Here is a 22,263-nt window from a genome sequence, read left to right on the forward strand (position 1 = left end):
GCCTTGAATACTAACCAGTATTCACAGGCCGGTGGTGGAGCCGAGGGGAGTCGAACCCCTGACCTCGTCATTGCGAACGACGCGCTCTACCAACTGAGCTACGGCCCCCTTGCAGGGATGCAGGCGAGGTCGGGACATAGGGGGGCGACGGCGGGGGTGTCAACGGGCGTTGCACGGTGCCGGGCCTTGCGTCACCGGAACCGTTGGCGTCGGGGCCTCGCTGACGCTAGAAGCGCGGTTCATCTTGCATGGAGCCCTGGCGGCATGGAATTCGTAATCAGGTTCGTTTTCTTTCTCCTGGAGAATCTGCTGTGGCTTCTGCTGCTCGCAATCATTGCTAACGCCATTCTCAGTTGGCTGTTTGCATTCGATGTCATCAACTATCGCAACCGCTTCGTGGCTCGACTGGCTGACTTCCTGGAGCGCGTGACAGCGCCAGTGCTAGCCCCATTTCGACGCATCATTCCACCGTTGGGCGGCATCGACATTTCTCCCATCCTAGTCATTCTGATTATTCAAGGCATTCGTTCGATATTGCTGCCCGCATCCGAGGCTGCGCTGCTTGGCCTTGTGAGAGGCTACTGAACCGGCGCGGCGTTAGGGCCACGCCCCGGGTCGATCGTGCTGCGGCGCGATATCCGGTCTTGCGCGGTCCGGCCACCGTCCTAAGGTGCCGGTCCGACGGGGCCCAGGGCCTGCCAGACCACCGGACTAGATGACCACGATCAGAACAGTCGCCATCATCGGCGCGGGCCAGATGGGATCGGGGATCGCCCAGGCGATCGCGACCGGAGGCTATTCGGTCGCGCTCTACGATGCCGTGGCCGAGCGGGTGCCCCAGGCCCAGGCCGCCATCGCCGCCAGCCTGGCGCGTCAGGTCGGACGCGGCCTGCTGGACACCGCCGCTGCCGACGCGGCCCAGTCGCGGATCACCGCAGCGGGCTCTCTGGCCGAGGCGGGCAAGGCCGATCTGGTGATCGAGGCCGCGGTCGAGGACGAGGCGGTCAAGAAGGCGCTGCTGGCCGAACTGGTCCCGCATCTGGCCCCGCAGACGCTGCTGGCGTCCAACACCTCGTCCATATCGATAACCCGCCTGGCCTCGGCGACCGACCGGCCCGAGCGGTTCATCGGCCTGCATTTCATGAAGCCTGCTCCGGTCATGAAGCTGGTGGAGATCATCCGCGGCATCGCGACCTCGGCCGCCACCTATGAGACCGCTGTCGCCTTCGCCGAGAGTCTGGGCAAGACCACCACCCACGCCGAGGACTTTCCCGCCTTCATCGTCAATCGCATCTTGGTGCCGATGATTAATGAGGCGATCTATGTGCTTTACGAGGGCGTCGGAAATGTCGCCTCGATCGACAAGGCGCTGACTCTGGGGGCTAACCATCCGATGGGGCCGCTGGAGCTGGCAGACTTCATGGGGCTGGACGTCGTGCTGGCGATCATGAACGTGCTGTACGACGGCCTGGCCGACAGCAAGTATCGGCCCTGTCCGCTGCTGGTGAAGTATGTCGAGGCCGGCTGGCTGGGGCGCAAGTCCGGGCGCGGCTTCTACGACTATTCGGGCGATGCGCCCGTGCCGACCCGCTAGGGCGAGCGGATGAGCGACGCCGCGACACCGCTGAACCTGCCCGGCCGGGAACGCGTGACCTGGCGCAAGGAGCCGCACCGCATCGTCCTGGCCGCCCTGGCCGGGGCCTGCTGGCCGCCGCTGATCCTGACCCTGCCGATCTGGAGACCCGCCGCCGACAACTGGTTGCCGGGGCCAGAGATGGACTGGCGGCTGCTGGTGCTGCTGATCGGTTTGGTCGCCGTGCCCGGCTTCATGCGGTTGATGGAGCGCGAGCGTCAGCGCGACGGGCGTCCGGCGACACGTCTGGCCGTCATCTGGCGGTTCCTGCTGTACGGTGGCCTGCTGGCGGCGGCAGTGGCGGCGGTGGCCGCGCTGATCATGTCGGTGACGGGATCACTGGAGGCGGGCACGCCGGGACGAGCAGCGGGTGCGACCGAGACGACGCTGCTGATCTATGGCGTCGGCGGCCTGCCCATCGCGGTGCTGGTCGGCGTCAGCTATGCCCTGTGGGCCGGGTTCTGCGTGGCCTTTCTGGCCTTCCGACCGCAGCCCGAGGTGCGCGACCGCCTGGGCGTCATGGATCGTCGCAAGCCATAGGCTGCCTCACATTACGCGGAATTCAGTTTCGTCGGACCTGATCTGATGTAAAACGTCCTTGTCTTCATACTCGGGGGAGCAGGACATGACCGACGCTACCATGACGGCCGCGCCATCGGCGACGACGGAGCGCATCTTCAATCTGGACATGCTGCGCGGTCTGGCCGTGCTGGGCATTCTGGCGGTCAACTGTCTGGCGTTTGCATGGCCGGGCGAGATCATTTCGATGCGCGAGGCCATGCCGTTCGCCGTCGACGGAGCCAATGAGACGGCGCTGTGGGTCGAGCGGGTCTTCTTCGAGGGCAAGTGGCGGACGCTGTTTTCCATGCTGTTCGGGGTGTCGATCTTTCTGGTCGGGGGCGAGCGGTCGGATGCTGTGCGCGGACCGCTGCTGCAACGCCGCCTTCTGTGGCTGCTGGCGTTCGGGCTGGCGCACGGGGTGCTGCTGTGGTCCGGCGACATCCTGCTGCACTATGCCTACTGCGGCTTCATCATGATGATGTTCCGGTCTTGGTCGGCCGGACGGCTGATCAAGGTCGGGGGCGGCATCATCCTGGCGCTGTCGCTGCTGGGCGGCCTGACGCTGTGGGGCTGGGGCGCGATGCCGGCCGAGATGGCGACCGAAATCCGCGCCAGCATGGCCGACACCCTGTCGCCCGCCGGTACCCTGGCCAAAATCGAACAGGTCCGTGGCGGCGGCTACTTCCTCTATAATCTGACGGCCTGGATCCAGTACCAGACGAGCAGCGCCATACTGATCCCGGTCACCGTCTCGCTGATGATGCTGGGACTGGGTCTGTACAAGTCCGGCTTCCTGTCGGGGCGGGCCCCGATGTGGACCTATATTCTGGCCATCGGTCTGGGGGCGGCCAATCTGATCGGTCTGGCGATCCTGATGGGTCAGAACCTGGCCGCGCCGGTCGAGGCGGACACCACGCGGGGCTTGGCGGGCCTGTTTTCGGCCTTCGCAGTGGTGATCACATTGGGCTATGTCGCCGCGTTGGTGCTGCTGGCCAGAACGCCGGTCAAGGCCGTGCTGGCAATCTTTGCGCCGGTGGGGCGGATGGCCTTCACCAACTATCTGATGACCAGCGTGATTTTCGTCGCCCTGGCTGTCGTGCCGGGCGGACCGATGCTGTTCGGGCGCGCCGAGCCGGGGACGCTGTGGATGTGGGTGGTCGGGGTGTGGGCCATACTGATCGTCTGGTCGCCGCTGTGGCTGTCGCAGTTTCGGATGGGCCCGTTCGAATGGGTCTGGCGCTGCCTGACCCAGGGACGGCGGCTGCCGCTTCAAAAAAGCGCTGAAGGTTGATCATCGCCTAGAGCCTCACTCAAGCCATGGCCCCGGATCGATAGGCCGTTCGTCGCGGCGGAGTTCGAAATACAATTCGCCGTCGGTGCCCGTGCGGCCCAGCGCCTGGCCGTCGGAGACGGTGTCGCCGGTCTGGACGGACAGGCTGTCCATGCCCGAGACGATGGCGCGCCAGCCGGGGCCGAGATCAAGGATCACCACCTCGCCCCAGCCGCTGAGGGGACCTGCGTGGACGACGCGGGCATTCGCGGGGGCGCGCGCCTCGGCCTCATCAGCCCGCCAGCGCCAGCCGGGCGAGCCGCGTCCATAGCGTTGGGTGGGCGACGCGACGATCGGAGCGGTCAGGCGGCTGCGCCCGGCGGGCAGGCGCGCGACGGCAGTTGGGGTGGCAACATCGGCGGCGGGGACGCTGGCCCCCAGCGCGCGCAGCCGGGCCTCCAGGACATTGGCGGCCCGTTCCGCGGCCTGAGCCTCGGCTCTCAGGACGGTGCCCAGCGCGGCCTTTCGGGCCGTCAGGCTCTCGATCTCCGCCCGACGGTTGCCCTGGGCGCTTTCGGCGGTGAACAGGGCCTCGCTGTTCAGGGCGACCAGACGGCGGACGCGACCGACCTCTTCGCGCCGGGCGGTGATGGCCTTGGCCTCCCGGCGCAGGTCGGGCGCGATGGCCCGCATCAGGATAGAGGCGCGGACCGTATCGACCGCGCGGTCGGCGGGCACCAGCAGGGGCGGCGGCGGACGTCGGCTCATCATCTGCAGGGCCGACAGCAGGCGTCCCTCCCGCACCCGCGTGCGCGACAATTCGGCGATCAGGCTGGCCTCCTGCGCCTGCAGCGTCCGCAGGCGATGGCGCTGGGCCACGATGCGGGCATCCTCGGAGCCCAGGACTTCGCGCAGGCGGGCCAGCTCCCGCTCAAGCTCGACGCTTTCGGCGGCCGCCTCGGTGGCCTGGGTCCGCAGACGACGGGCGCGGACCTGCTCGTCACGGTATTCGGCCTGGAGGCGGGCGACCTCACCCGACCGCGGCTCCTGAATAGCCCAGGCTCCGACAGGGATGGCCACGGCGGCCAAGGCACAGAGGGGCAGGATCAGGCGACGCATCAGTCGCGATGATAGGGCGAACCGGCCAGAATGGTCACGGCGCGATACAGCTGTTCAGCCAGCATGGCGCGAGCGAGGGCGTGGGGCCAGGTCTGGGGCCCAAACGCCAGCGTCGAGGACGCCGCCTGACGCACGCTGTCGTCCAGCCCGTCCGCCCCGCCGATGGCAAAGACCAGCCGCCGCTCGCCCCGGTCCCGCAGTAGGGCGATATGGTCGGCAAAGGCGCGGCTGGAATAGGTGCGGCCCCGCTCATCGCAGGCGATCAGATGCGCGCCTTCGGCCGCCTTCAGGATCAGCTCGCCCTCCGGCAACTTGCCGGGCTTGCGCGGTTCCAGATCGATGAGCTCAAGCGGGCCCAGGCCCAGCGCGCGTCCGGCCAGGCCGGCGCGCTCGGCATAGTCGGCGGCCAGGGTGGCTTCGGGCCCGCGCCCCGGCTTGCCGATGGCGATGACGCCCAGCTTCATCGCCTGAAGGGCCGGTCTAGCCGCGCGTGTCGACGCGGTGGCCGCTGTCGACCGACCAGATCTTCTCGATGTTGTAGAAGGTGCGCACTTCGGGCCGGAACAGGTGGACGATGACGTCGCCCGCATCCAGCAGGACCCAGTCGCAGTGCGGCAGGCCCGACACCTTGACCTTGCCCAGACCCTCTTCCTTCAGCGTGCGCTGCAGGTGGTCGGCCAGGGCGCCGACGTGACGGTGCGAGCGCCCCGACGCGATGATCATGGTGTCGGCCATGGGCGACTTGCCCTTCAGGTCGATCAGGATGATGTCCTGGGCCTTGTCATCGTCCAGCCGGGCCAGGATGGCCTGCTCCAGAGGGGTCGAACCGACGGGAAGGGGAGTCTCGGAGCCGCTCTCGTAGGGGCCGTCTTCGGAATGGATCGGATCGATCGGGTCCATTTCGTGCGCCGTGTTGGAAACGGCCTGGTCATGCGCATCGTGCGCGGTCGAGGGGGTCAGCGGACGGCTCCGGGGGAATGACTAAAGAGACAGCCTATCACGAATGGCCGGCGGCGTCACCCACGCCGCGCGACGCCCTGATCGCTGTCGAGGATCGCGGGTTCAGCGGGGCCGTCAGATAGGTCCAGGCCGGAGCTTCCATATAGGGCAGCAGGCCCGCCCGCGCGGCGGTGACCCGCGCCCCGGCGAACCGGGCGGCGGCCGGGGCCGTGCGGCTGTCCAGCAGGCTGCCGGGTCGGGCGATGACCGCCACGGGCATCAGGCGCATGATGTCGGTCCATCCACGCCAACGATGAAAGCTGGCCAGATTGTCAGAGCCCATCAGCCAGACGAAACGCACGCCGGGATGCCGCGCGACCAGGACGCGCAGGGTGTCGATGGTCCATTGTGTGCCCATCCGCGTCTCGACGTCCGAGACGACCATGACCGGGCCTCTCGCCGCCGCAGCCGCCGCTTGCCTCGCCGAGGCCATGCGCTGGGCCAAGGGCGCGCTGTCGCGGGCATCCTTCAGCGGGTTCTGGGGCGAGACCAGCCAGACGACGCGGTCCAGACCCAGGCGGCGCATCGCCGTCTCGGCGACATGGGCGTGGCCGTCATGGGCGGGATTGAACGAGCCGCCGAACAGCCCGACTGTCATGCCCGGGCTCAGGGTCAGGCCGTCGCGCAGGGCCCCCTTGCGGGGTCCGGACGTACGGGGCGCGGGGCCGGCGTGAAAGAAGGACAAGGCGGCAGGGCTCGCGCGGACTTATGCTCACTCGCGCCCTAACACGGCGGCGACGCCCTGTCGCGCCTGAACGTCCGGACCTGACAGCTCGGACGTCAGGGCCGCGTCTGACCGCGACCCCGGATCACATATTTGAAGCTGGTCAGCTGTTCGGCTCCAACGGGTCCGCGGGCGTGCAGGCGGTCGGTGGAGATGCCGATCTCGCCGCCGAAGCCGAACTCCCCGCCGTCGGCGAACTGGGTCGACGCATTGGCCAGCACGATTCCGGCATCCACCTCGGCCAGGAAACGTTCGATGGCCGCTTCGTCGGTCGCCACAATCGCCTCGGTGTGGCCGGAGCCATAGTTGGCGATGTGATCGAGCGCCTGTTCCATACCCCCGACGATGCGGACCGACAGGATGGCAGCCAGATATTCAGTGCTCCAGTCGGCCTCCGTTGCTGGGATGGCCTGGGGCACCCGCGCCAGGGTCGCGACGTCGCCTCTGATCTCGCATCCTGCGGCGATTAGGTCGGCGGCAATGGCGGGCAGAAGCGCTTCCGCCACGGCGGCATCGACCAGCAGGGTCTCCGCCGCTCCGCAGACCGAGACACGCCGCATCTTGGCGTTCAGCACGACGGCGCGGGCGGTCTGGGGATCGGCACTGGCATGGACATAGACGTGGTTGACGCCTTCCAGATGGCCCAGCACTGCGACGCGAGCCTCAGCCTTCACCCGCTCGACCAGCGACCGGCCGCCGCGCGGAATCAGCAGATCGATGGTGCCCTCCAGCCCGGTCAGGATGTGGCCCACAGCGGCGCGGTCGCGGGTGCTGACGATCTGGACAGTGTCGGGTGTAAGCCCGGCGCTTTCCAATCCCTCGACGAGTGCACCGTGGATTGCCAGATTAGACTGCAAGCATTCTGAACCGCCTCGGAGGATAACGGCATTCCCTGCCCGCACGGCAAGGGCAGCGGCGTCGGCAGTGACGTTCGGGCGGCTTTCGTAAATGATGGCCAACACGCCGATGGGCGTACGGACGCGCGAGATGTCCAGCCCGTTGTCGGGCGTCCAGCGGGCGATCTCGACCCCGACCGGATCAGGTATAGCCGCTATGGTGCGCAAGGCGCTGACGATTCCGTCAAGCCGGGTCCTGTCCAGCGACAGCCGATCCAGCATAGCCGTGCCCAAAGCCGACGCCCTCGCCAGGTCCAGGTCAACGCGATTCGCGGCCAGCACCGCGTCGGACCGCCGCTCTAATGCCTGGGCCATGCCAAGGATTGCCTGGCTACGGGTGTCAGCACTGGCAAAAGCAAGGCTACGCGCAGCTGCCCGCGCCCGCTCGCCCAGAACAACCATCTGCGAGGCCAGCGGGCAAGGATTTGCAATGGTCATGCGTGCGCGGTCCCGTTCAAGTCTTCACCTCGACCATGGCTGCCTTCTCCAATAATGGCGACCTCGACAAAGGCAGTCCCCATGCAAGACTCGCCCTTGAGAACAGCGCGCATATCATGACACCCAGCACAATGGTGTCTTGAAGGCTGAGCTGTCCCACGCGACAAGCCCTTATGATCACGACATTCAGCCGGCTAGCCTATGAAACTCTCGACGTCTGTAACGGCGTGGAAATGGCGACGATCAAGGCAGTCGTATCGCGGGCAGGTTTGGCGCAAGGGGCGCGGGCCGTCGATGTCGGGACAGGCAACGCAAGTGTGGCAGTCCAGCTGAGCCAGACGTTCGGGTTTGAAGTGACGGCGATTGAGTTCGATCCGGTGATGGCCGAGCTGGCAGCGGCACGGATCGCGAAGGCGGGGGACAACGTCAATCTTGTCCTGGGGTCTGCGGCCAAGGTGCTGGAACAGCGCTCCCCGTTCGATCTGATCGTGGCCTTGGGGACAACCAATCTGACGGGGGAGGGGCGGCCCAGTCCCGAGGCGGGGTTTGCCTTTCTGAGGCGGCATGTCGGACCAGGTGGCTGGCTTCTGTGGGGCGACCTGGTCTGGATGGGCGAGCCCCCGTTGCCGCTCAAACAGGTCGTGGAAGCAACCAATCTGTATACGGATGATAAGGGCTGGATCGCAGCGGCACAGGGCGCGGGCTTTGCGCTGGAGTGGCGGGAACTCTCGTCGCAAGCTGTGTTCGACGCCTATGCCCGCGATGCGGTCGGTGCGGCGCGGTCCTGGCTGACGGGGCATCCCGACGCACCAGAGGCGGACACGGTGCGCTTTCATGCCGACCGGATGCAGGCGGTGTTCGAGTTCGGCCATGGCCTGATCGGCTTTGGCCTGTATCTGTTTCGCGCGCCGGATTGAGGGTTCAGGCTGTCCGCAGGATGCCGTTCACTACTTGAACCGGCCAAGGCGTCAGGCGACCGCCGGCACAGGGTCCGCCGGTGCACAGGCCGCTGAGCGGCTCGAACACCGCGCCATGCCAGCCGCAGAGGATCAGCCCGCCGTCCGGCGTCAGATAGCGATCCAGCTCGAGGGCCAGCGGGAAACCGGCATGGGGGCAGCGGTCGACATAACCCGCGGCCTGTCCCGCCTTGCGCACGACAAAGCCGTGAAAGAAGGCCTCGCCGATCTGGAGGACGAAACCGCGCGAGCCGGGGTCGGCGATGTCGTCCTCGGCGCACAGGGCGACATTGGGTGGGGTCGTCCAGACGCGGGCGCGTGCGGGTGCGGGCGCAGGAGCGTCGCTCAATCGCGTTCGACCTTGAGCGGGCGAGAAAGCAAATCCTCGATGACGCGATCCACGGTGGTTTCGCCGTTCAGCAGGGCCGCGACGGCCAGCGAGATGGGCATGTCGACACCCATCTTGGCCGCCAGTTCGCGCACGGCCGGTGCACTCTCATAGCCTTCGGCCACCGAGCGCTTGCCGGCCAGGGCCTGCTCCACCGTCTGGCCCTGACCGAGGGCGAGACCCAGGCTCATGTTGCGCGACTGGGGGCTGGAGCATGTCAGGACCAGGTCGCCCAGGCCGCACAGGCCCGCCACCGTCTCGGCCTGACCACCCAGGGCGACGCCTAGCCGGGACATCTCTGCAAAACCGCGCGTGATCAGGGCGGCATGGGCGCTACGCCCCAGACCGCGCCCCTCGACGATGCCACAGGCGATGGCCAGGACGTTCTTGATCGCTCCACCGACCTCCGCCCCGATCAGGTCGGTGGCCAAATAGGGGCGGAAGGCCGGGGCTGACAGCGTCTCCATCAACTGCTCGCCCAAGGCTTCGTCTGCGCAGGCCAGGGTCACGGCGCTGGGCAGGCCGCGCGCGACTTCGCCCGCGAAACTGGGGCCGGACAGGACGGCGGCGGGGGCGTCCGGCAGGGTTTCGGCCAGCACGTCGGTCATCAGCTTCAGCGAGCCACGCTCGATGCCTTTGGAGCACAGGACGACGGGCACGCCAGTGCGGTGGAATGGCGCAAAGGCGGTCAGCGTCGAACGCATATGCTGGGCTGGCGGTACGGCCAAGATCAGGTCGCAGTGCGCCAGGTCCGACAGTTCGGTGGTCACCGCCACGTGGTCGTCCAGGGTGATGCCGGGCAGGAAGGCTTCGTTGACGCGCCGCTCGCGGATGCTGTCGACCACATCCGTCTCACGCGCCTGAAGCAGCACGTCCAGACCGGCCGAACCGGCAACCTGGGCCAGGGCGGTACCCCAGGCCCCTGCGCCGATCACCCCTGCGGTGCGAAATTCCATGCCCATCCTCTAAGCCTTTGCGCCCTTGCGCCCCGGCGCGTGTGTCGGGGCGGTCAGGGCGCTGTGTTCGTCCAGCGGCCAGCGTGGCCGGGCGGCGGTGTCGATGTCGGAAACCAGCCCCAGCCGCAGCCGCTCTGCTCCCGCCAGCGCGATCATCGCCGCATTGTCGGTGCAATAGGCCATGGGCGGGGCCAGAAAGGCAAAGCCGTTCTTTGCCGCCGTGGCTTCGAGCGTCGCACGGATCGTCTTGTTGGCGGCCACACCGCCTGCGACCACGAACAGGGGAAGGGTCTCGTCCGCTGGACGGTCTGCCGCATACTCCTTCATCGCCCGGTCGGCGCGTTCGCTGAGCTGGCGGGCGATGGCGGTCTGGACGGCGGCTGCGAGGTCGGCCTTGTCCTGCTCGGTCTCGCAGGTCTGGGCCAGGCGCGAGGCGGCGGTCTTGAGGCCTGAGAAAGAAAAGTCGCAGTCCTTGCGCCCCAGCAGGGCGCGCGGCAGGTCGAAGCGGGAGCCGTCACCGGAGGCCGCCAGCTTTTCGAGCGCCGGACCGCCGGGATAGCCAAGCCCCAGGGCCTTGGCGATCTTGTCGAAGGCCTCGCCCGCTGCATCGTCAATGGTGGTGCCCAATCGGGTCATGTCGCCAATGCCGCGCACCTCAAGCAACTGGCAGTGCCCTCCCGAAACCAGCAGCAGCAGGAAAGGATAATCGACCGGCTGGCCGAGGCGGGCGGAGACGGCGTGTCCCTCCAGATGGTTGACCGCGATTAGCGGCAGGTCGCGGGCCAGGGCGACCGCCTTGCCGAAGCCCAGCCCCACCATGACACCGCCGACCAGGCCAGGGCCGGCGGTCGCGGCGACTCCGTCGAGGGCGTCATAGCCGGTGCCGGCTTCGCTCATCGCGAGGCGAACGACGCCGTCGATCATCTCCACATGGCTACGGGCCGCGATCTCGGGCACGACGCCGCCGAACGCCGCATGGTCATCGACCTGGCTGTGGACCACAGAGGAGAGGACTGTTGCGCTGCCGTCGGGGTCCAGGCGCACGACCGAGGCAGCGGTTTCGTCGCAGCTGGTTTCAAGACCCAGAACGGTGAGCGGCGGGTGCGAGGCTAGGGACAGCGACGTCGCGTCGGTTGCCCGGCCTTCCTCGCTGCTATAGTCCGCGCCGATACTCATGGGGTCGAGGTAACGACCTCGCCCCGGTTCCGCAACGGCTCGCGTCTTTAACAGCATGACCCCACTCGTCCGCATCGGCACGCGCCGCTCCAAACTGGCCCTGACCCAGTCGGGCATGATGCAGCGTGCCATCGGCCGGGCGCTGGGTGTGGCCGAGGGGGACATGCAGGCCGCCGTGCCGTTGGTCGAGATCGTCACGACTGGCGACCGCGTGCAGGACCGCCGCCTGATGGACATCGGCGGCAAGGCCCTGTTCACCAAGGAAATCGAGGAGGCGTTGCTGGACGGGCGCGTCGATGTGGCCGTCCATTCCATGAAGGACATGCCGGCCGATCAGCCGCCGGGCCTGTGCATCGCTGCCGTCCCGGTGCGCGAGGATGCGCGCGACGCCTTCATCAGCGATGTGGTTCCCAGTTTTGCCGAACTGCCGATGGGTGCCCGCCTGGGGACGGCCTCGTTGCGGCGGCAGGCTCAGGCGCTTGCGCTTCGGCCCGATCTGCAAATCGAGATGCTGCGCGGCAATGTGGATACGCGGCTGAGGCGGCTGGCCGATGGCGAGTTCGACGCCATCCTTCTGGCCACGGCGGGGCTGAACCGGCTGGGATTCGAAGGCGTGATCCGCGAGCGGCTGTCGCTGGATAGCTTCCTGCCCGCGCCGGGTCAGGGCGCGTTGGCCCTGCAGACGCGGGTCGAGGATCTGGACGCGGCCTGGGTGTCGGTTCTGAACGATCCGATGACCGCCCTGGCCATCGAGGCCGAGCGGGGGGCCATGACCGCGCTGGAAGGGTCCTGTCGCACGGCGGTCGGGGCTCATGCAGAGATCGGCGAGGGGCGGCTGCTGCTGACCACCGAAATGCTGGCCCCCGACGGCTCTGCCCGCTGGCGGCGGGGCGGAGAGATGGTGGAGATCGAGGCGGCGGACGCCGGCGAACAGGCGCGGGCGCTCGGCCTGAGGCTCGGGGCCGAGGTGCACGCGCTCGCGGGCGATCAGCGGGTGTCGTCCTGAGCGATCGGCGGCGCGTCTGGGTCACCCGCGCCGAGCCCGGGGCATCGCGCACCGCCGGGCGATTGAGGGCGATGGGATGGGAACCGGTGATACAGCCCCTGCTGGCGATCCATCCGCTGTCGCCCGACCTGCCCGATCTGGAGGGCTTCGACGCCCTGGCCTTCACCAGCCGCAATGGCGTCAGCGCCTTTGCCGCCCTGACGCCCCGGCGCGACCTGCGGGTGTTCGCGGTAGGCGAGGCGACGGCGCAGGCCGCGCGTGAGGCTGGCTTTGCCGACGTGCAATCGGCGGATGGCGCAGTGGACGATCTGGTCGCCCTGATTGCGCGTGAGATGCAACCCGGTGAGCGGCTGTTGGCCCCCGTGGCGCGAGAGCCGGTGGCCGATCTGGCAGGCCTGTTGACTGGTCGCGTCCAGGTCGAAACTCTGGCTGTATACGAGGCGGCGGAAACCGCGGCCGTTGCGCCGGACGGTGTCGCCGACATCCTGATCCATTCGCCCCGCGCCGCCAAAGCCCTGGCTGCACTGGGGGCAGAGGCCGTAGATCGGCACCGGATTGTCGCCATCTCAGCGCAGGCGGCGGCTCCCCTGAACGGCCTGCCCGTCGCCGATTTGCGCATCGCCACCCATCCAAGCGAGACGGGGATGCTGGAGGCGCTTGGCAAGCCCGCGCGCGGCGTATAAAGAGCGCCTCTCTCGCGCGAGCCGGTTCCCGTCCGCGCCGGGCCGCTTTAGCTCAGCTGGTAGAGCACATCATTCGTAAGTAGCGGGTCAGCCGTTATTTGTGGTGCGTATCCAGTGGTTTGGGCTAATGGGTGTGTGATTAGTAGTGGGATAGTAGGGTTTAGGCCGCTTTAGCTCAGCTGGTAGAGCACATCATTCGTAATGATGGGGTCAGGTGTTCGAGTCACCTAAGCGGCACCACCACTCCAAACCCACTCTGACTAGGTATTGTCAAGCGGGTAAGGCTGGTAGACCCCCGCTCGGACTTTCACTGGGTACCTAGTGGGTGAGGCGTCACAAGCTGATGACCGCCGGTGATACAATTCCTTCCGCTTTTCCAACAACTGAAGGTGCATGTCACCCTGCAGAAGAACTATTGCGGAGGAGCGGGTCGATTGCCATCAGATTGCGAGTGACGAATATGTCTCGCATGGCTTCACGACAAGCATAGGACTGCAAACGCTTAAATGCCCGCTCCCGATTGCTCAAAAAAAGGGCAGCTCCGAAGAGCCGCCCCTCTGATCCTACGGGTAGACCGCGTTATTGTTCGCCTACGCGAGGAGCTTTTGTTCTCGTATCCTTCGTAATGCCTGGAGCCTTCGTGACCTTGTCAGCCCAGGTGTTGGCGACCCGACCGGCGGCCTCGCGACCGCCCAAGCCAAAGGCGAGGGCCGAAGCGACTGCGGCAGCGCCCAAGATCAGGCCAAAGGCCAGCAGAACGATGTCGTCGGCAATCCCCATGAAGCGCAGCCCCATGGCGGTGGCCAGGGCGATCGTGGCCCATCGCACCAGGGTGGAGGCGAACCCGTCCCGGCCCTCGGTGCCGCGATCGATCGCATTGGCGAGCAGATCGGCGATGATCACGCCGGCGGTGATGATCACCCCACCGACTATGACCTGGATGGCCAGGCTGAGGACGTTCTCGACCAGTTCGGCCATGGTGGCGAACTGCAGAAGATGGGCGGCCTCGACGGCGGTGAAGGCGACAATGGCGATCATCACAACCTTGCCCACGATCGCCGACGGCGTCATCCGGGTGGGCGCAGGCGTGTCGTCCATAACTGCGGCGGTCGCCGGTGTCACGTCACCAGCATACGGTGCCGTGGCGGGCGTTGCAGCCTCGGCCCGGCTGACCGACGACAGGCCGGTCAGGCTGGAGACGCTGCGGTCGAAACCGGTCGCCGGCAGCACACGCTCGATGATCTGGGCAACCCAGCGACCGATGAACCAGCCGATGGCCAGGACCACGGCGGCGGCCAGGACACGGGGAATGGCGTCGAACACGGTCGACAGGACTGCCACGGCGGGGGTGGTGATGGTCTCGATGTTTAGCTGCTCGAGCGCGGCGATCGTGATCGGGATCAGGATCAGCACGAACACCAGGGTCGAAAGCGCCTTCGAGACACCCGTCGAGCCCGTCGCGCGCGACATGCCAGCCTTGTCCAGCCAGGCGTCGGCATTGGCGGCTTTGAGCGCAGCCTCGGTCACGCGGCTGGCCAGGGTGGCCACCACGAAGCCGATGAAGAAGATCAGGCCCGCGCCCAAGATGTTGGGCAGGAAGCCGGCGATCTGGTTCAGCAAAGTGTTCAGGGGTGCCACGACCTGGCCCAGGTTCAGCACGCCTAGGGCGGCGACCACGCCGAACAGAACAATCAACCAGAAAGCGACGTCGCCCACGCTGGTGCCGATCGTATGCTTCGGATCGTCCGACAGGCCCTTTTGCGCCCCCGGCAGACGGTTCACCGCCTTGGCGATAACCCACTTCACGGCCTTGCCGATGAACCAGGCCGCGATGAGAATGAGGATGGCGCCGCCCACCTTGGGCAGCCAGACCTGGAGCAAGGGCTCCCAGCCTATGAATTGGTATCCGGTGGTGTTGTACAACTGACAGCCCTCTAGGCGTCTGCGGTATGCGGACGCACGTTGCCGGAAGAACGAGGCGATCACTCAAGAGTTCCTACGCACAGGCAACAGTTTCTAATGCGCCTATGGAGCCGTCATGTGCGGCTCAATGCTGCACATTCAATACTTCCGGCAATCTGCTGCCTTTAGTTTGTGCCGATGCGCTTCGCCGCGCCGTCTCGGCCTCGGCACCATCTGTTTTACGTTCGGCACGCGATAGGCATGCCTGACTATGATTACGCGTTGGGAACTGCCCTTGAACGGGTGTGAGCCTACACTCGGAACGAGCAGGCTGAGGGACGCCTTAAACCTTCCGGGAGATTTTTTAACACCCACGGCATGGCGGCCGATCCGCCAGGTCTTGCCTCAGAGCCGCGATTTGCGGTCAGGCTCCTGCCTACGCCCGTCAAGGTGAACCCAGCCAATAGGCTGCTTTTGCTGATGCCATACGACAGGCGACCACTCCTCGCCGCAAGCCGTCACATCAAAGACGACCTCCATGCCGCTAAGACGAGATTGCGCTTGGCCCCGGGCCATCTCTTTTTCGCTGAATATGACGCCGTTCTCTAGGCAATCCAGAACGACCAGTGAGGCGCCGGGTGACAGCTTAATGATGATCGGTCTCAACACGTCAGCCTCGCTTGCCCGCTGTCGGTCCGTCTCACCCTTACCACAACGCCAGCTAACGCGGGCATTCTGATCCCCGAGCACAAGCGGGGAGGAGAGTCGCGATGGATGTTGGCGGGAGCTAGGCTTTGTACGTCTGAGCGAATGGCATAGTGCCGCTGCATGATCGCTTACGGCCCGGAAACCAGATCACGCGTTGAGATGAGTGTTCATTTACGCCCAGCACGACAAGCCTCCCGTGATCGCTACCACAGGAGGCTCGGGCTTATCTGGAGCAAAATCAGGCAGCGGCCTTCCAAGTCGGCTCCAATGCTACGTGCGGTGGGCAAGGCGCGACAGCCTGGATGGGCAGACCGCCAAGTTCGTTGGCGTAGCCGTGGTTGACGTCACGATGGTGGGCTTCGTCGGCACGAACCACCAGCACCACATCCCGCAGGGTCGCGTCTTCGGGCAGGCCCCAGTAGCGCTTGGCGATCTCGGGTGCTGGCACGTTCGGGCTGCGGCCCTCGTCGATCTCGGCGAGATAGTGGGTGTAGCTTAGCACCGCCTCCTCTTCGAAATAGCCGACCACGCGGTGAGCTGTCTTGGAGTGGACTAGGTAGAGGGCGAAGAAGAACAGGTAGAAAACCCATTGCACCGACACTATGACGAAGCGCTCGAACAGGGTCGGCTTCGAAATCTCGATGAAGGTCATCAGGTGCATGCGCTCGTTTTCGGCCTCGTCCATCAGGGTTTTGATCCACCCCTTGTCGTCACACATGCGGCGCAGGCAGCTCAGGTGATTGATGGTAGCGCCAACCATGCCCGGCACGGCCGCAACAGTTTCCAAAACCACGGCCCGGTGGCCGTAACGCTTTGCGAAGAAAGTGTCGGCGCAGAGGCGCAGCAACTTGGTAAAGCCGAACGCGACGCGGTCCGAAAGGCCTTTAGGCTGGTGATGAATCGACAGGTCGACGAGGGGGGCGGCCATGGCTTTTGCTCCTGATGATCCGGAAAGGCTCCGGGCCGCTGCGGCGGCGTCTTGAAGATGCAACCTGTGTAGAAGCGTGTGCCCGAGGGCGGTATTTGGGTCTTCGCCCTAAGGAGAGTCCCGGAGACGCGGAGGCGGTCCAACCTGGGCAAGGAGCATTGATGCGAGCCTTTCATTCCCCGGAGACAGCGCCCTCTGTCCTAATCCGCCCCGCGTCGCGGTGGATAGCGGTGGCGGCAGCGATCGTCGTCGCCTCGTTCGGTGCCGGCCTACGCGCAGCCTTCGGCGAGCAGATGGGCGACCACGGCGCGTTTCTGGTCTTTGTCCCTGCCGTGGTGGTGGGTGCCGCGATGGGAGGCTGGATTCCGGGAGCGGCGGCAGGGGTAATTTGCCTCGGCGCTGCATTGCTGCTTTCGCCCCTCCGTCCCGCTCTGTGGATCGAAGCCGCCTTGTTTGTTGGAGTGGCGACGGCGGTGACGGTCGGCGGCGAGTGGTTCCAGCGCGCCCACCGCGAGCTGTCGGCCCGCGAGACCCACCTCCGGCTTATCCTGAACACGATACCCGATGCTATGATCCTGATCGACGATGGCGGTCTGATCCGGGCCTTCAGCCCGACGGCTGAGCGCCTGTTCGGCTGGTCCGTAGATGAAGCGATTGGAAAAAACGTCAGCGTGCTGATGCCGTCGCCCCATCGCGAGGCGCACGACGGCTACCTCCGGCGCTACTACCGGACGGGGGAGCGCCGCATCATCGGCCTTGGCCGGGTGGTGGTCGGCCAGCGCCAAGACGGCTCGACCTTTCCAATGGAGCTCGCTGTAGGCGAAATGCGCACCGCCGAGGGCCGGTTCTTCACCGGCTTCGTCCGCGACCTGACCGAACGTCAGCTGGCAGAGGCTCGGATGCAGGAATTGCAGAGCGATCTCGTGCGAGTCTCTCGGCTCACTGCGCTCGGCGAGATGGCTTCGGCCCTGGCGCACGAGCTGAACCAACCGCTCACCGCCATCTCCAACTATCTGAAGGGCTCAAAAAGGCTTCTGGTTTCGAACGGGATGGGCAAGGACCAAATCGCCACTGCGCTCGATCATGCTGCGGATCAGGCTCTACGTGCTGGCGTCATCATCCGGCGACTGCGCGAGTTCGTGTCTCGGGGTGAGACGGAACGGCGGATCGAGGACCTCTCGAAACTTATCGAAGAGGCCAGCGCTCTCGCGTTGGTCGGGGCCCGCGAACACGGAGTGCGGGTGCGGTTTGAGATGGACCCGGCCGCCAACCAGGTCTTGGCAGACAAAGTGCAGATCCAGCAGGTGCTGCTCAACCTTATCCGCAACGGCATGGACGCTATGGAAGACTCGCCGACGCGGGAACTGGTCATCGCGGTCGTCGCCATCGATGACGACATGCTGCGGGTTTCGGTCTCGGACACCGGCGCGGGCGTCAGGGACGACTTCGCGGATCAACTGTTCCAACCCTTCGTGACTAGCAAGCGATCCGGCATGGGCGTGGGGCTTTCCATCTCGCGGACGATCATCGAGACTCATGGCGGCCGCATCTGGTTCGACCCGAACCCGGGTGGCGGCACAGTCTTTCATTTCACGCTCCAGCGCGCTCGACTCCAGGATGAAACTGCCGATGACGACTGAAACTATCATCCACGTCATCGACGACGACGCGGCTGTACGCGATTCCATCGCCTTCCTGCTAGAGACTGCCGGCTTGACAACCCGTACGTACGAGTCCGCGCTCGCCTTCCTCGCCGAGAAGAATCGTGCGGCGGGCTGTATCGTAACCGACGTCCGAATGCCTGACATGACCGGTCTGGAGCTTGCCCGCAGGCTGCGGGACAGCGGTTCGGTTGAGCCCGTGATCGTTGTCACAGGCCATGCCGACGTGTCGCTCGCCATTGAGGCGATGCGTGCGGGAGTCGTTGATTTTATTGAAAAGCCGTTCGACGACGAGATTCTTCTCACCTCGATCCAACGCGTCCTAGATCAAGCCAGCAAGGCGTCTTCGGCTGACTTTGAAAAGCGGACTTTCGTCGCGCGCCTCGGTTCCCTCTCGCCGCGCGAGCGCGACGTCGTGGAAGGCCTTGTCAAAGGACACGCTAACAAAGTTATCGCCTTCGACCTCGGCATCAGCCCGCGCACGGTCGAGGTGTACCGGGCCAATGTCATGACGAAGATGCAGGCTGGTAGCCTCTCGGAATTAGTCAGAATGGTAATGACGGCGGGCTAGCTTCAGCGGGACATTCACCGGCACCCAGAAAACGGGCGATTATGTGTGGATCCGCAATAGTCCGCTCTCAACCTAAAGCTAAACCGACCGTTGCCGACCCATCGCAAATTAATGGGAGCTGTGACGACGGTCAAAACAAACGCCAGAGCAGACTGGAACCCTCCTGCCTCCGTATGCTTAGTTTAGTGGGAGGAAAGATCGTGCGCTGGCAGAGAACTATTTACTGTAGCGAGGCAGCCGTTCCGATGGACCGGCTACTCAACGTGGCCGACATCCTGGCTGTGTCCAGTCGCAACAATGAACGTGACCACATAACTGGCCTTCTGGCCTATGCGGATGGAACGTTCATTCAAGTCATTGAAGGACCGCCCCAAGCTGTAAAGTCGTTGATGTCTCGATTGGCGGACGATGGCAGACACCGCAATATGCGCGTTCTTGGAACCGATTTATCAACCGACCGGGCCTTCACCTTCTGGATCATGGAAACGCCGAAGGTGCGTCCGGCACATGCAGCGCTGTTGAAGCGATTAGTTGAAGGTTGTGAATCCCCTTACGGTCTCTCCCTAAGAATGAGGTTGGATATGGCCCGCGTAAGTCGAGACGCAGAGATGATCACTGGCTGAGAGTTCCATAAACCGGTGTTTCAGTATCGCGGTTACCGCTGAGTCCATCATTCGCATCACGCCCGCCGTTCCGCAGGTATTTACGCGTGGACCTATGGCGTTCGGATAATGCGGCGAGTCACCCATATTATGGCAGAAGACGCGAGAGCCCATACCCCTACATTCAGCAGGAACGGTTCCCAGGAAAAGCGATCCGCTGCAAACCAGACCTCCGTAATATCTGCGCTGTTGACCACCGACATACCGAGATAGTCGCTCACAAATGTGAAGGGCCATCCTGTCGCTACAACGTTGCATCCTTTCTCACAGCCCAAAATTTCCGGGTACGCTACCAAGGCGGAGCGGGAGGCAACGAACGTCGACAAGAGAGCAATCGCCACTCCAATAAGGCAGTGAAATAGAGCTTGGCGGGCAACCTTCATATGTCCGGGCTATGATCGCTGAATGGTCCAGTCAATGTCCGCCCTAACTTGTGGTCGGCACTCCGCACTCTCGCTCTAGGGCGCCCGATTCGACAACTGAACCACCTTGTGATGATATTTTGCCCGAGGAGGTATCGTTATGGCTTCATTTAAAAAGCTGCTGCGTGAAGAGGCGGGGGTGAGACTTTTCGAGGTTGGTGAGCCCAAGTCCTTCGGACGGGCCGGTGGCTGCCACTATCGTTTATCGACCATAAGACAGAACCAACCGCGTGTGCTGGCGGACTTAACCGAGGCTGAAAACGCATTCGACCTAGAAGTGGTCGCCTCGCTGATGGACCCTGTCGTCCAGAAGATGATGAGTGGCCCCCGGCATTGACCCAGGCCTGATAATGACCAGCACTTGTCTCGCGAGTAGCAGGATTTGGCCGCAAGTGCCGCAATGGCGATAAGGAGGCCAACAGTGTCGAAGAATGATTTCAAAAGGTGGATGCCATTGGCCGCGGGGATAGGTGCCGGGATCGCTATTGGAGCCGCAACCGACAACATCGGCGTTTGGCTCGCGATCGGCGTGGCCGTCGGCATGGGGATGACGTCCGCCTTCTGGAAACGCGACGCGGGCTAAGGGCTCCTGGTGCGAGCAACGCCGCTCAGCTAGCGTTGCCGTCAAAGGTACTGGAAACCCTGATTGACGTCGCCAGAGATTATGGATGGGCCCTGCGTGGAAGTAGGAGCAAAGCCATTTTCGCGCCATGGTCGGCCTACCAAAATGGCATGATGCAAAGCCCGCTCACGAAGGAAGATCAGGAACTCGACCGACAGTGGAGAGCGACGTTTGGCGAGCCGATGCCCATCCTCGGCGGTGGAGATATCGTTCGTCAGATACTCGCTGAGGCTAAGCAGCGGCAGTTGAGCGCCGCTGGCAAGTTGCCTACCCCTGTCAAAACGGTGAAGCCACGGTAATGATGCTATCGCGGCTCTCACGCGTTCTTGCCCCTAAGGGAGCACAAAATGCCAGACCGATTGAAAGATGCGGAGCACAACCGATGGAATGGGCTACTTATCTTGGCCGGGCTTGTGGCTTTGGCAGCGTTGGTGTTGGCGCTTGCGATTGTGAAGCCCCGTCTTCAAAGCCCCCACGTTGATCAGGAGACTGACACCAGTCAGCAAGCTGATGCCGATAGGGGTGATGGCGAAACTGGTCGAGCATCGGAGATCGCGCGCACGTCGGCTCCTTAGTTGGTAGTCGACCGAGCGAACAGGCGTCGAAGCTTGTCGGTTCAGTGGAACCGGGTAATCCACGCCGGATTAAGGCACTATGCCCCGTTATTTCTTTGACACCCTCGACGGTGAACACGTGATCGACCACGACGGGGAGGTGTTAGAGGATCGCGACGCGGCCCGACAGGCGGCTATCCGGGTCGTTTCGGAGTTGACCCCTAGTCGAGCGCTTCATCTATGGGACGGCGAGATTCTTGAGATTGTTGTCCGCGATGAAGAAAAGACGATTGGCATTCTGACGGTCCAGGCGAAGGTGGCTGGCTGAAGACACGAGCGCATCAGCACCGTACGGCTAACCGCGTTCGCGCTCCATGGCAGCAATCAAGTTCTCGAGATGCTCAATCCGCTGATCGGCCGCTGCTCGCTCCGCTTCAGTGATGTCGATGCCACCTACAGTCAGACGAAAATCGTTGTCGAGCCAGAAATCCTGCGTCTCGCGGCACTGAGTTAGTGTCCGCTTTAACAGGCGCAGCAGCTCAGCTCGGGGTTCAACCATGCGCGTTTGTATGGCAGAGGTTATGCAGAATTCAACGCTTCGAATCTGCGGTTCCAGCCTAGGGGAGAGCGAACAGTGCGAGTGCGATGGAACGCGCGTTCGAACTGGCACGCTCAGGCCGGTTCAAAGTCAGCAAAGACATTGACCGGGCTTTGAAGAATGAGGGCTACAGCAATGTGGAGATTGCATACCTGACCCTTGGCAGCGTGCGCAAAGACCTACTAAGAGTGTGCCGAGAAGCTCAAGCTCGCCCTGCGACCTGTTAAACTGGGTATTCAGCCAGTGTATGTGCTTGCGGGCTTGCCGTTCGGATAGATTGCCCGTTGCCGCAAAAGCTATTTTCATGTGCCATAGTGCGCGAGTGACGGGAGACTAGAGCGCAGACGCCGGCGCTTGGGGGGCGTCAAGGGTGGTTGAGGACGGTGCGGGGCGGTATTTCCCGTGTCCTAATAGCGTGGCAAGTTATTGACGGTGTGAAGGGAAGACATTTCCTTAGTCGGTGCACCAGCGGCTTCAGAAGTTGCTGCGAGACCTCGGGCCAGCCGATCAGAGGCTCCTGCTGTCCATAACACGACGTCTCCATTCAGGTGACGAGCAGCCCGAGGAATTGGATCGGCGAGGGCGCGATTGGCTCGTGCGAATCCTTTTCGCAGGTATGGCGCAGGTCGGGATTTTGGAGTTTCCCACGTGAAAGCGCGCAAACTTCAGAACGCCCCGATCACCGGATCAGCTCAGACTGGGAAGTGACGTGCCCCTGAGTTTTCATCCAGCGGCGACCAGAGTCCTTGGGTTAGTTACGCCTCGCAGCGTGGGGTGAGCAACAGGCCGGGCCGCGCAGCTTTCATCCTGCGCAGCGGGTCGGCCTGTTG

At 64.4% G+C, this 22,263-nt stretch carries 24 protein-coding genes and 2 tRNA genes; 14 read left to right on the forward strand and 12 right to left on the reverse strand.

Annotated features, from left to right (window positions below):
* Window positions 1-32: 32 nt before the first annotated feature.
* Window positions 33-108, reverse strand: a tRNA-Ala gene (locus tag ACE3TH_RS13205).
* 156 nt (window positions 109-264) lie between these two features.
* Between ACE3TH_RS13205 and ACE3TH_RS13210 the strand changes: the two genes are divergently transcribed.
* The 4 genes from ACE3TH_RS13210 (at window position 265) to ACE3TH_RS13225 (ending at window position 3,485) form a co-directional block, all read left to right on the forward strand.
* Window positions 265-585: a YggT family protein gene (locus tag ACE3TH_RS13210; RefSeq protein ID WP_374600355.1), complete on the forward strand. Its 321-nt coding sequence runs from the start codon at window positions 265-267 to the stop codon at window positions 583-585.
* Between the two features lie 130 nt (window positions 586-715).
* Complete coding sequence (locus tag ACE3TH_RS13215) at window positions 716-1,594, forward strand: 3-hydroxybutyryl-CoA dehydrogenase (RefSeq protein ID WP_374600356.1); 879 nt, start codon at window positions 716-718, stop codon at window positions 1,592-1,594.
* 9 nt (window positions 1,595-1,603) lie between these two features.
* Window positions 1,604-2,173 (forward strand): phthalate transporter, encoded by a 570-nt coding sequence (locus tag ACE3TH_RS13220; RefSeq protein ID WP_374600357.1) that lies wholly within the window; start codon window positions 1,604-1,606, stop codon window positions 2,171-2,173.
* An 85-nt stretch (window positions 2,174-2,258) separates the two neighbouring features.
* On the forward strand, window positions 2,259-3,485 hold the full coding sequence (locus tag ACE3TH_RS13225) for a DUF418 domain-containing protein (protein ID WP_374600359.1): 1,227 nt from the start codon (window positions 2,259-2,261) through the stop codon (window positions 3,483-3,485).
* 15 nt (window positions 3,486-3,500) lie between these two features.
* Here the strand turns inward: ACE3TH_RS13225 and ACE3TH_RS13230 are convergent, their stop codons facing one another.
* The 5 genes from ACE3TH_RS13230 to ACE3TH_RS13250 form a co-directional block, all read right to left on the reverse strand.
* A complete protein-coding gene (locus tag ACE3TH_RS13230; protein WP_374600361.1) occupies window positions 3,501-4,583 on the reverse strand; it encodes a murein hydrolase activator EnvC in 1,083 nt (360 codons plus the stop codon).
* Window positions 4,583-5,047, reverse strand: a complete 465-nt coding sequence (gene rlmH, locus ACE3TH_RS13235) for a 23S rRNA (pseudouridine(1915)-N(3))-methyltransferase RlmH (RefSeq protein WP_374600363.1) — start codon at window positions 5,045-5,047, stop codon at window positions 4,583-4,585. The genes ACE3TH_RS13230 and rlmH overlap by 1 nt, the downstream gene beginning before the upstream one ends.
* A 16-nt stretch (window positions 5,048-5,063) precedes the next feature.
* Window positions 5,064-5,483 (reverse strand): ribosome silencing factor, encoded by a 420-nt coding sequence (gene rsfS, locus ACE3TH_RS13240; protein WP_296168479.1) that lies wholly within the window; start codon window positions 5,481-5,483, stop codon window positions 5,064-5,066.
* 97 nt (window positions 5,484-5,580) lie between these two features.
* On the reverse strand, window positions 5,581-6,267 hold the full coding sequence (locus ACE3TH_RS13245; RefSeq protein ID WP_374600365.1) for a nicotinate-nucleotide adenylyltransferase: 687 nt from the start codon (window positions 6,265-6,267) through the stop codon (window positions 5,581-5,583).
* Between the two features lie 95 nt (window positions 6,268-6,362).
* A complete protein-coding gene (locus tag ACE3TH_RS13250; RefSeq protein ID WP_374600367.1) occupies window positions 6,363-7,640 on the reverse strand; it encodes a glutamate-5-semialdehyde dehydrogenase in 1,278 nt (425 codons plus the stop codon).
* 173 nt (window positions 7,641-7,813) lie between these two features.
* Here ACE3TH_RS13250 and ACE3TH_RS13255 point away from each other — a divergent pair, with 173 nt between their 5' ends.
* Window positions 7,814-8,557, forward strand: coding sequence for a cyclopropane-fatty-acyl-phospholipid synthase family protein (locus ACE3TH_RS13255; RefSeq protein WP_374600369.1), 744 nt, complete (start codon window positions 7,814-7,816; stop codon window positions 8,555-8,557).
* 4 nt (window positions 8,558-8,561) lie between these two features.
* On the opposite strand, the gene ACE3TH_RS13260 is transcribed toward ACE3TH_RS13255, so the two are convergent.
* From ACE3TH_RS13260 to tsaD, 3 genes are read right to left on the reverse strand one after another with little or no spacing between them, the layout of a single operon-like run.
* Window positions 8,562-8,945, reverse strand: a complete 384-nt coding sequence (locus ACE3TH_RS13260; RefSeq protein ID WP_374600370.1) for a Rieske (2Fe-2S) protein — start codon at window positions 8,943-8,945, stop codon at window positions 8,562-8,564.
* On the reverse strand, window positions 8,942-9,940 hold the full coding sequence (locus tag ACE3TH_RS13265) for an NAD(P)H-dependent glycerol-3-phosphate dehydrogenase (protein ID WP_374600371.1): 999 nt from the start codon (window positions 9,938-9,940) through the stop codon (window positions 8,942-8,944). Before ACE3TH_RS13265 ends, ACE3TH_RS13260 begins: the two co-directional genes overlap by 4 nt.
* A gap of 9 nt (window positions 9,941-9,949) precedes the next feature.
* Window positions 9,950-11,116, reverse strand: a complete 1,167-nt coding sequence (gene tsaD, locus ACE3TH_RS13270; protein WP_374600373.1) for a tRNA (adenosine(37)-N6)-threonylcarbamoyltransferase complex transferase subunit TsaD — start codon at window positions 11,114-11,116, stop codon at window positions 9,950-9,952.
* 55 nt (window positions 11,117-11,171) lie between these two features.
* On the opposite strand from tsaD, the gene hemC reads away from it, so the two are divergent.
* The 3 genes from hemC to ACE3TH_RS13285 all read left to right on the forward strand — a co-directional run bounded on the left by hemC (window position 11,172) and on the right by ACE3TH_RS13285 (window position 13,045).
* On the forward strand, window positions 11,172-12,122 hold the full coding sequence (hemC, locus tag ACE3TH_RS13275) for a hydroxymethylbilane synthase (protein ID WP_374600374.1): 951 nt from the start codon (window positions 11,172-11,174) through the stop codon (window positions 12,120-12,122).
* Window positions 12,119-12,805, forward strand: coding sequence for a uroporphyrinogen-III synthase (locus tag ACE3TH_RS13280; protein ID WP_374600395.1), 687 nt, complete (start codon window positions 12,119-12,121; stop codon window positions 12,803-12,805). Before hemC ends, ACE3TH_RS13280 begins: the two co-directional genes overlap by 4 nt.
* Before the next feature lie 164 nt (window positions 12,806-12,969).
* Window positions 12,970-13,045, forward strand: a tRNA-Thr gene (locus ACE3TH_RS13285).
* A gap of 339 nt (window positions 13,046-13,384) precedes the next feature.
* Here the strand turns inward: ACE3TH_RS13285 and ACE3TH_RS13290 are convergent.
* Complete coding sequence (locus ACE3TH_RS13290; protein WP_374600376.1) at window positions 13,385-14,686, reverse strand: mechanosensitive ion channel; 1,302 nt, start codon at window positions 14,684-14,686, stop codon at window positions 13,385-13,387.
* Between the two features lie 967 nt (window positions 14,687-15,653).
* A complete protein-coding gene (locus tag ACE3TH_RS13295; RefSeq protein ID WP_374600378.1) occupies window positions 15,654-16,343 on the reverse strand; it encodes an alternative oxidase in 690 nt (229 codons plus the stop codon).
* 230 nt (window positions 16,344-16,573) lie between these two features.
* Here ACE3TH_RS13295 and ACE3TH_RS13300 point away from each other — a divergent pair, with 230 nt between their 5' ends.
* The 6 genes from ACE3TH_RS13300 to ACE3TH_RS13325 all read left to right on the forward strand — a co-directional run bounded on the left by ACE3TH_RS13300 (window position 16,574) and on the right by ACE3TH_RS13325 (window position 21,163).
* Window positions 16,574-17,983: a PAS domain S-box protein gene (locus ACE3TH_RS13300; RefSeq protein WP_374600380.1), complete on the forward strand. Its 1,410-nt coding sequence runs from the start codon at window positions 16,574-16,576 to the stop codon at window positions 17,981-17,983.
* Window positions 17,961-18,575 carry a response regulator FixJ gene (fixJ, locus tag ACE3TH_RS13305; protein ID WP_374600382.1) on the forward strand — a complete coding sequence of 205 codons (615 nt, stop codon included), beginning with the start codon at window positions 17,961-17,963 and terminating at the stop codon, window positions 18,573-18,575. The genes ACE3TH_RS13300 and fixJ overlap by 23 nt, the downstream gene beginning before the upstream one ends.
* 173 nt (window positions 18,576-18,748) lie before the next feature.
* On the forward strand, window positions 18,749-19,198 hold the full coding sequence (locus ACE3TH_RS13310; RefSeq protein ID WP_374600384.1) for a BLUF domain-containing protein: 450 nt from the start codon (window positions 18,749-18,751) through the stop codon (window positions 19,196-19,198).
* A gap of 561 nt (window positions 19,199-19,759) precedes the next feature.
* Complete coding sequence (locus ACE3TH_RS13315) at window positions 19,760-19,996, forward strand: hypothetical protein (RefSeq protein ID WP_374600386.1); 237 nt, start codon at window positions 19,760-19,762, stop codon at window positions 19,994-19,996.
* Between the two features lie 84 nt (window positions 19,997-20,080).
* Window positions 20,081-20,242 carry a hypothetical protein gene (locus ACE3TH_RS13320; protein WP_374600388.1) on the forward strand — a complete coding sequence of 54 codons (162 nt, stop codon included), beginning with the start codon at window positions 20,081-20,083 and terminating at the stop codon, window positions 20,240-20,242.
* Between the two features lie 693 nt (window positions 20,243-20,935).
* Window positions 20,936-21,163 carry a hypothetical protein gene (locus tag ACE3TH_RS13325; RefSeq protein ID WP_374600389.1) on the forward strand — a complete coding sequence of 76 codons (228 nt, stop codon included), beginning with the start codon at window positions 20,936-20,938 and terminating at the stop codon, window positions 21,161-21,163.
* A gap of 27 nt (window positions 21,164-21,190) precedes the next feature.
* Here ACE3TH_RS13325 and ACE3TH_RS13330 read toward each other — a convergent pair whose 3' ends face one another.
* The gene (locus ACE3TH_RS13330) at window positions 21,191-21,394 is read right to left on the reverse strand and encodes a hypothetical protein (RefSeq protein ID WP_374600391.1); all 204 of its coding nucleotides are present in this window, start codon (window positions 21,392-21,394) and stop codon (window positions 21,191-21,193) included.
* Window positions 21,395-22,263 lie beyond the last annotated feature (869 nt).

This window comes from Brevundimonas sp., assembly GCF_041919755.1.
Classification (GTDB): domain Bacteria; phylum Pseudomonadota; class Alphaproteobacteria; order Caulobacterales; family Caulobacteraceae; genus Brevundimonas.

Excerpts from the sequence above, each read along its gene's own strand:
- ACE3TH_RS13210 (WP_374600355.1), top strand. The coding sequence starts at position 265 with ATGGAATTCGTAATCAGGTTCGTTTTCTTTCTCCTGGAGAATCTGCTG.
- ACE3TH_RS13215 (WP_374600356.1), top strand. The coding sequence starts at position 716 with ATGACCACGATCAGAACAGTCGCCATCATCGGCGCGGGCCAGATGGGA.
- ACE3TH_RS13220 (WP_374600357.1), top strand. The coding sequence starts at position 1,604 with ATGAGCGACGCCGCGACACCGCTGAACCTGCCCGGCCGGGAACGCGTG.
- ACE3TH_RS13225 (WP_374600359.1), top strand. The coding sequence starts at position 2,259 with ATGACCGACGCTACCATGACGGCCGCGCCATCGGCGACGACGGAGCGC.
- ACE3TH_RS13230 (WP_374600361.1), bottom strand. The coding sequence starts at position 4,583 with ATGCGTCGCCTGATCCTGCCCCTCTGTGCCTTGGCCGCCGTGGCCATC.
- rlmH (WP_374600363.1), bottom strand. The coding sequence starts at position 5,047 with ATGAAGCTGGGCGTCATCGCCATCGGCAAGCCGGGGCGCGGGCCCGAA.
- rsfS (WP_296168479.1), bottom strand. The coding sequence starts at position 5,483 with ATGGACCCGATCGATCCGATCCATTCCGAAGACGGCCCCTACGAGAGC.
- ACE3TH_RS13250 (WP_374600367.1), bottom strand. The coding sequence starts at position 7,640 with ATGACCATTGCAAATCCTTGCCCGCTGGCCTCGCAGATGGTTGTTCTG.
- ACE3TH_RS13255 (WP_374600369.1), top strand. The coding sequence starts at position 7,814 with ATGATCACGACATTCAGCCGGCTAGCCTATGAAACTCTCGACGTCTGT.
- ACE3TH_RS13265 (WP_374600371.1), bottom strand. The coding sequence starts at position 9,940 with ATGGAATTTCGCACCGCAGGGGTGATCGGCGCAGGGGCCTGGGGTACC.
- tsaD (WP_374600373.1), bottom strand. The coding sequence starts at position 11,116 with ATGAGTATCGGCGCGGACTATAGCAGCGAGGAAGGCCGGGCAACCGAC.
- hemC (WP_374600374.1), top strand. The coding sequence starts at position 11,172 with ATGACCCCACTCGTCCGCATCGGCACGCGCCGCTCCAAACTGGCCCTG.
- ACE3TH_RS13295 (WP_374600378.1), bottom strand. The coding sequence starts at position 16,343 with ATGGCCGCCCCCCTCGTCGACCTGTCGATTCATCACCAGCCTAAAGGC.
- fixJ (WP_374600382.1), top strand. The coding sequence starts at position 17,961 with ATGAAACTGCCGATGACGACTGAAACTATCATCCACGTCATCGACGAC.
- ACE3TH_RS13310 (WP_374600384.1), top strand. The coding sequence starts at position 18,749 with ATGCTTAGTTTAGTGGGAGGAAAGATCGTGCGCTGGCAGAGAACTATT.
- ACE3TH_RS13315 (WP_374600386.1), top strand. The coding sequence starts at position 19,760 with ATGGCTTCATTTAAAAAGCTGCTGCGTGAAGAGGCGGGGGTGAGACTT.
- ACE3TH_RS13325 (WP_374600389.1), top strand. The coding sequence starts at position 20,936 with ATGCCCCGTTATTTCTTTGACACCCTCGACGGTGAACACGTGATCGAC.
- ACE3TH_RS13330 (WP_374600391.1), bottom strand. The coding sequence starts at position 21,394 with ATGGTTGAACCCCGAGCTGAGCTGCTGCGCCTGTTAAAGCGGACACTA.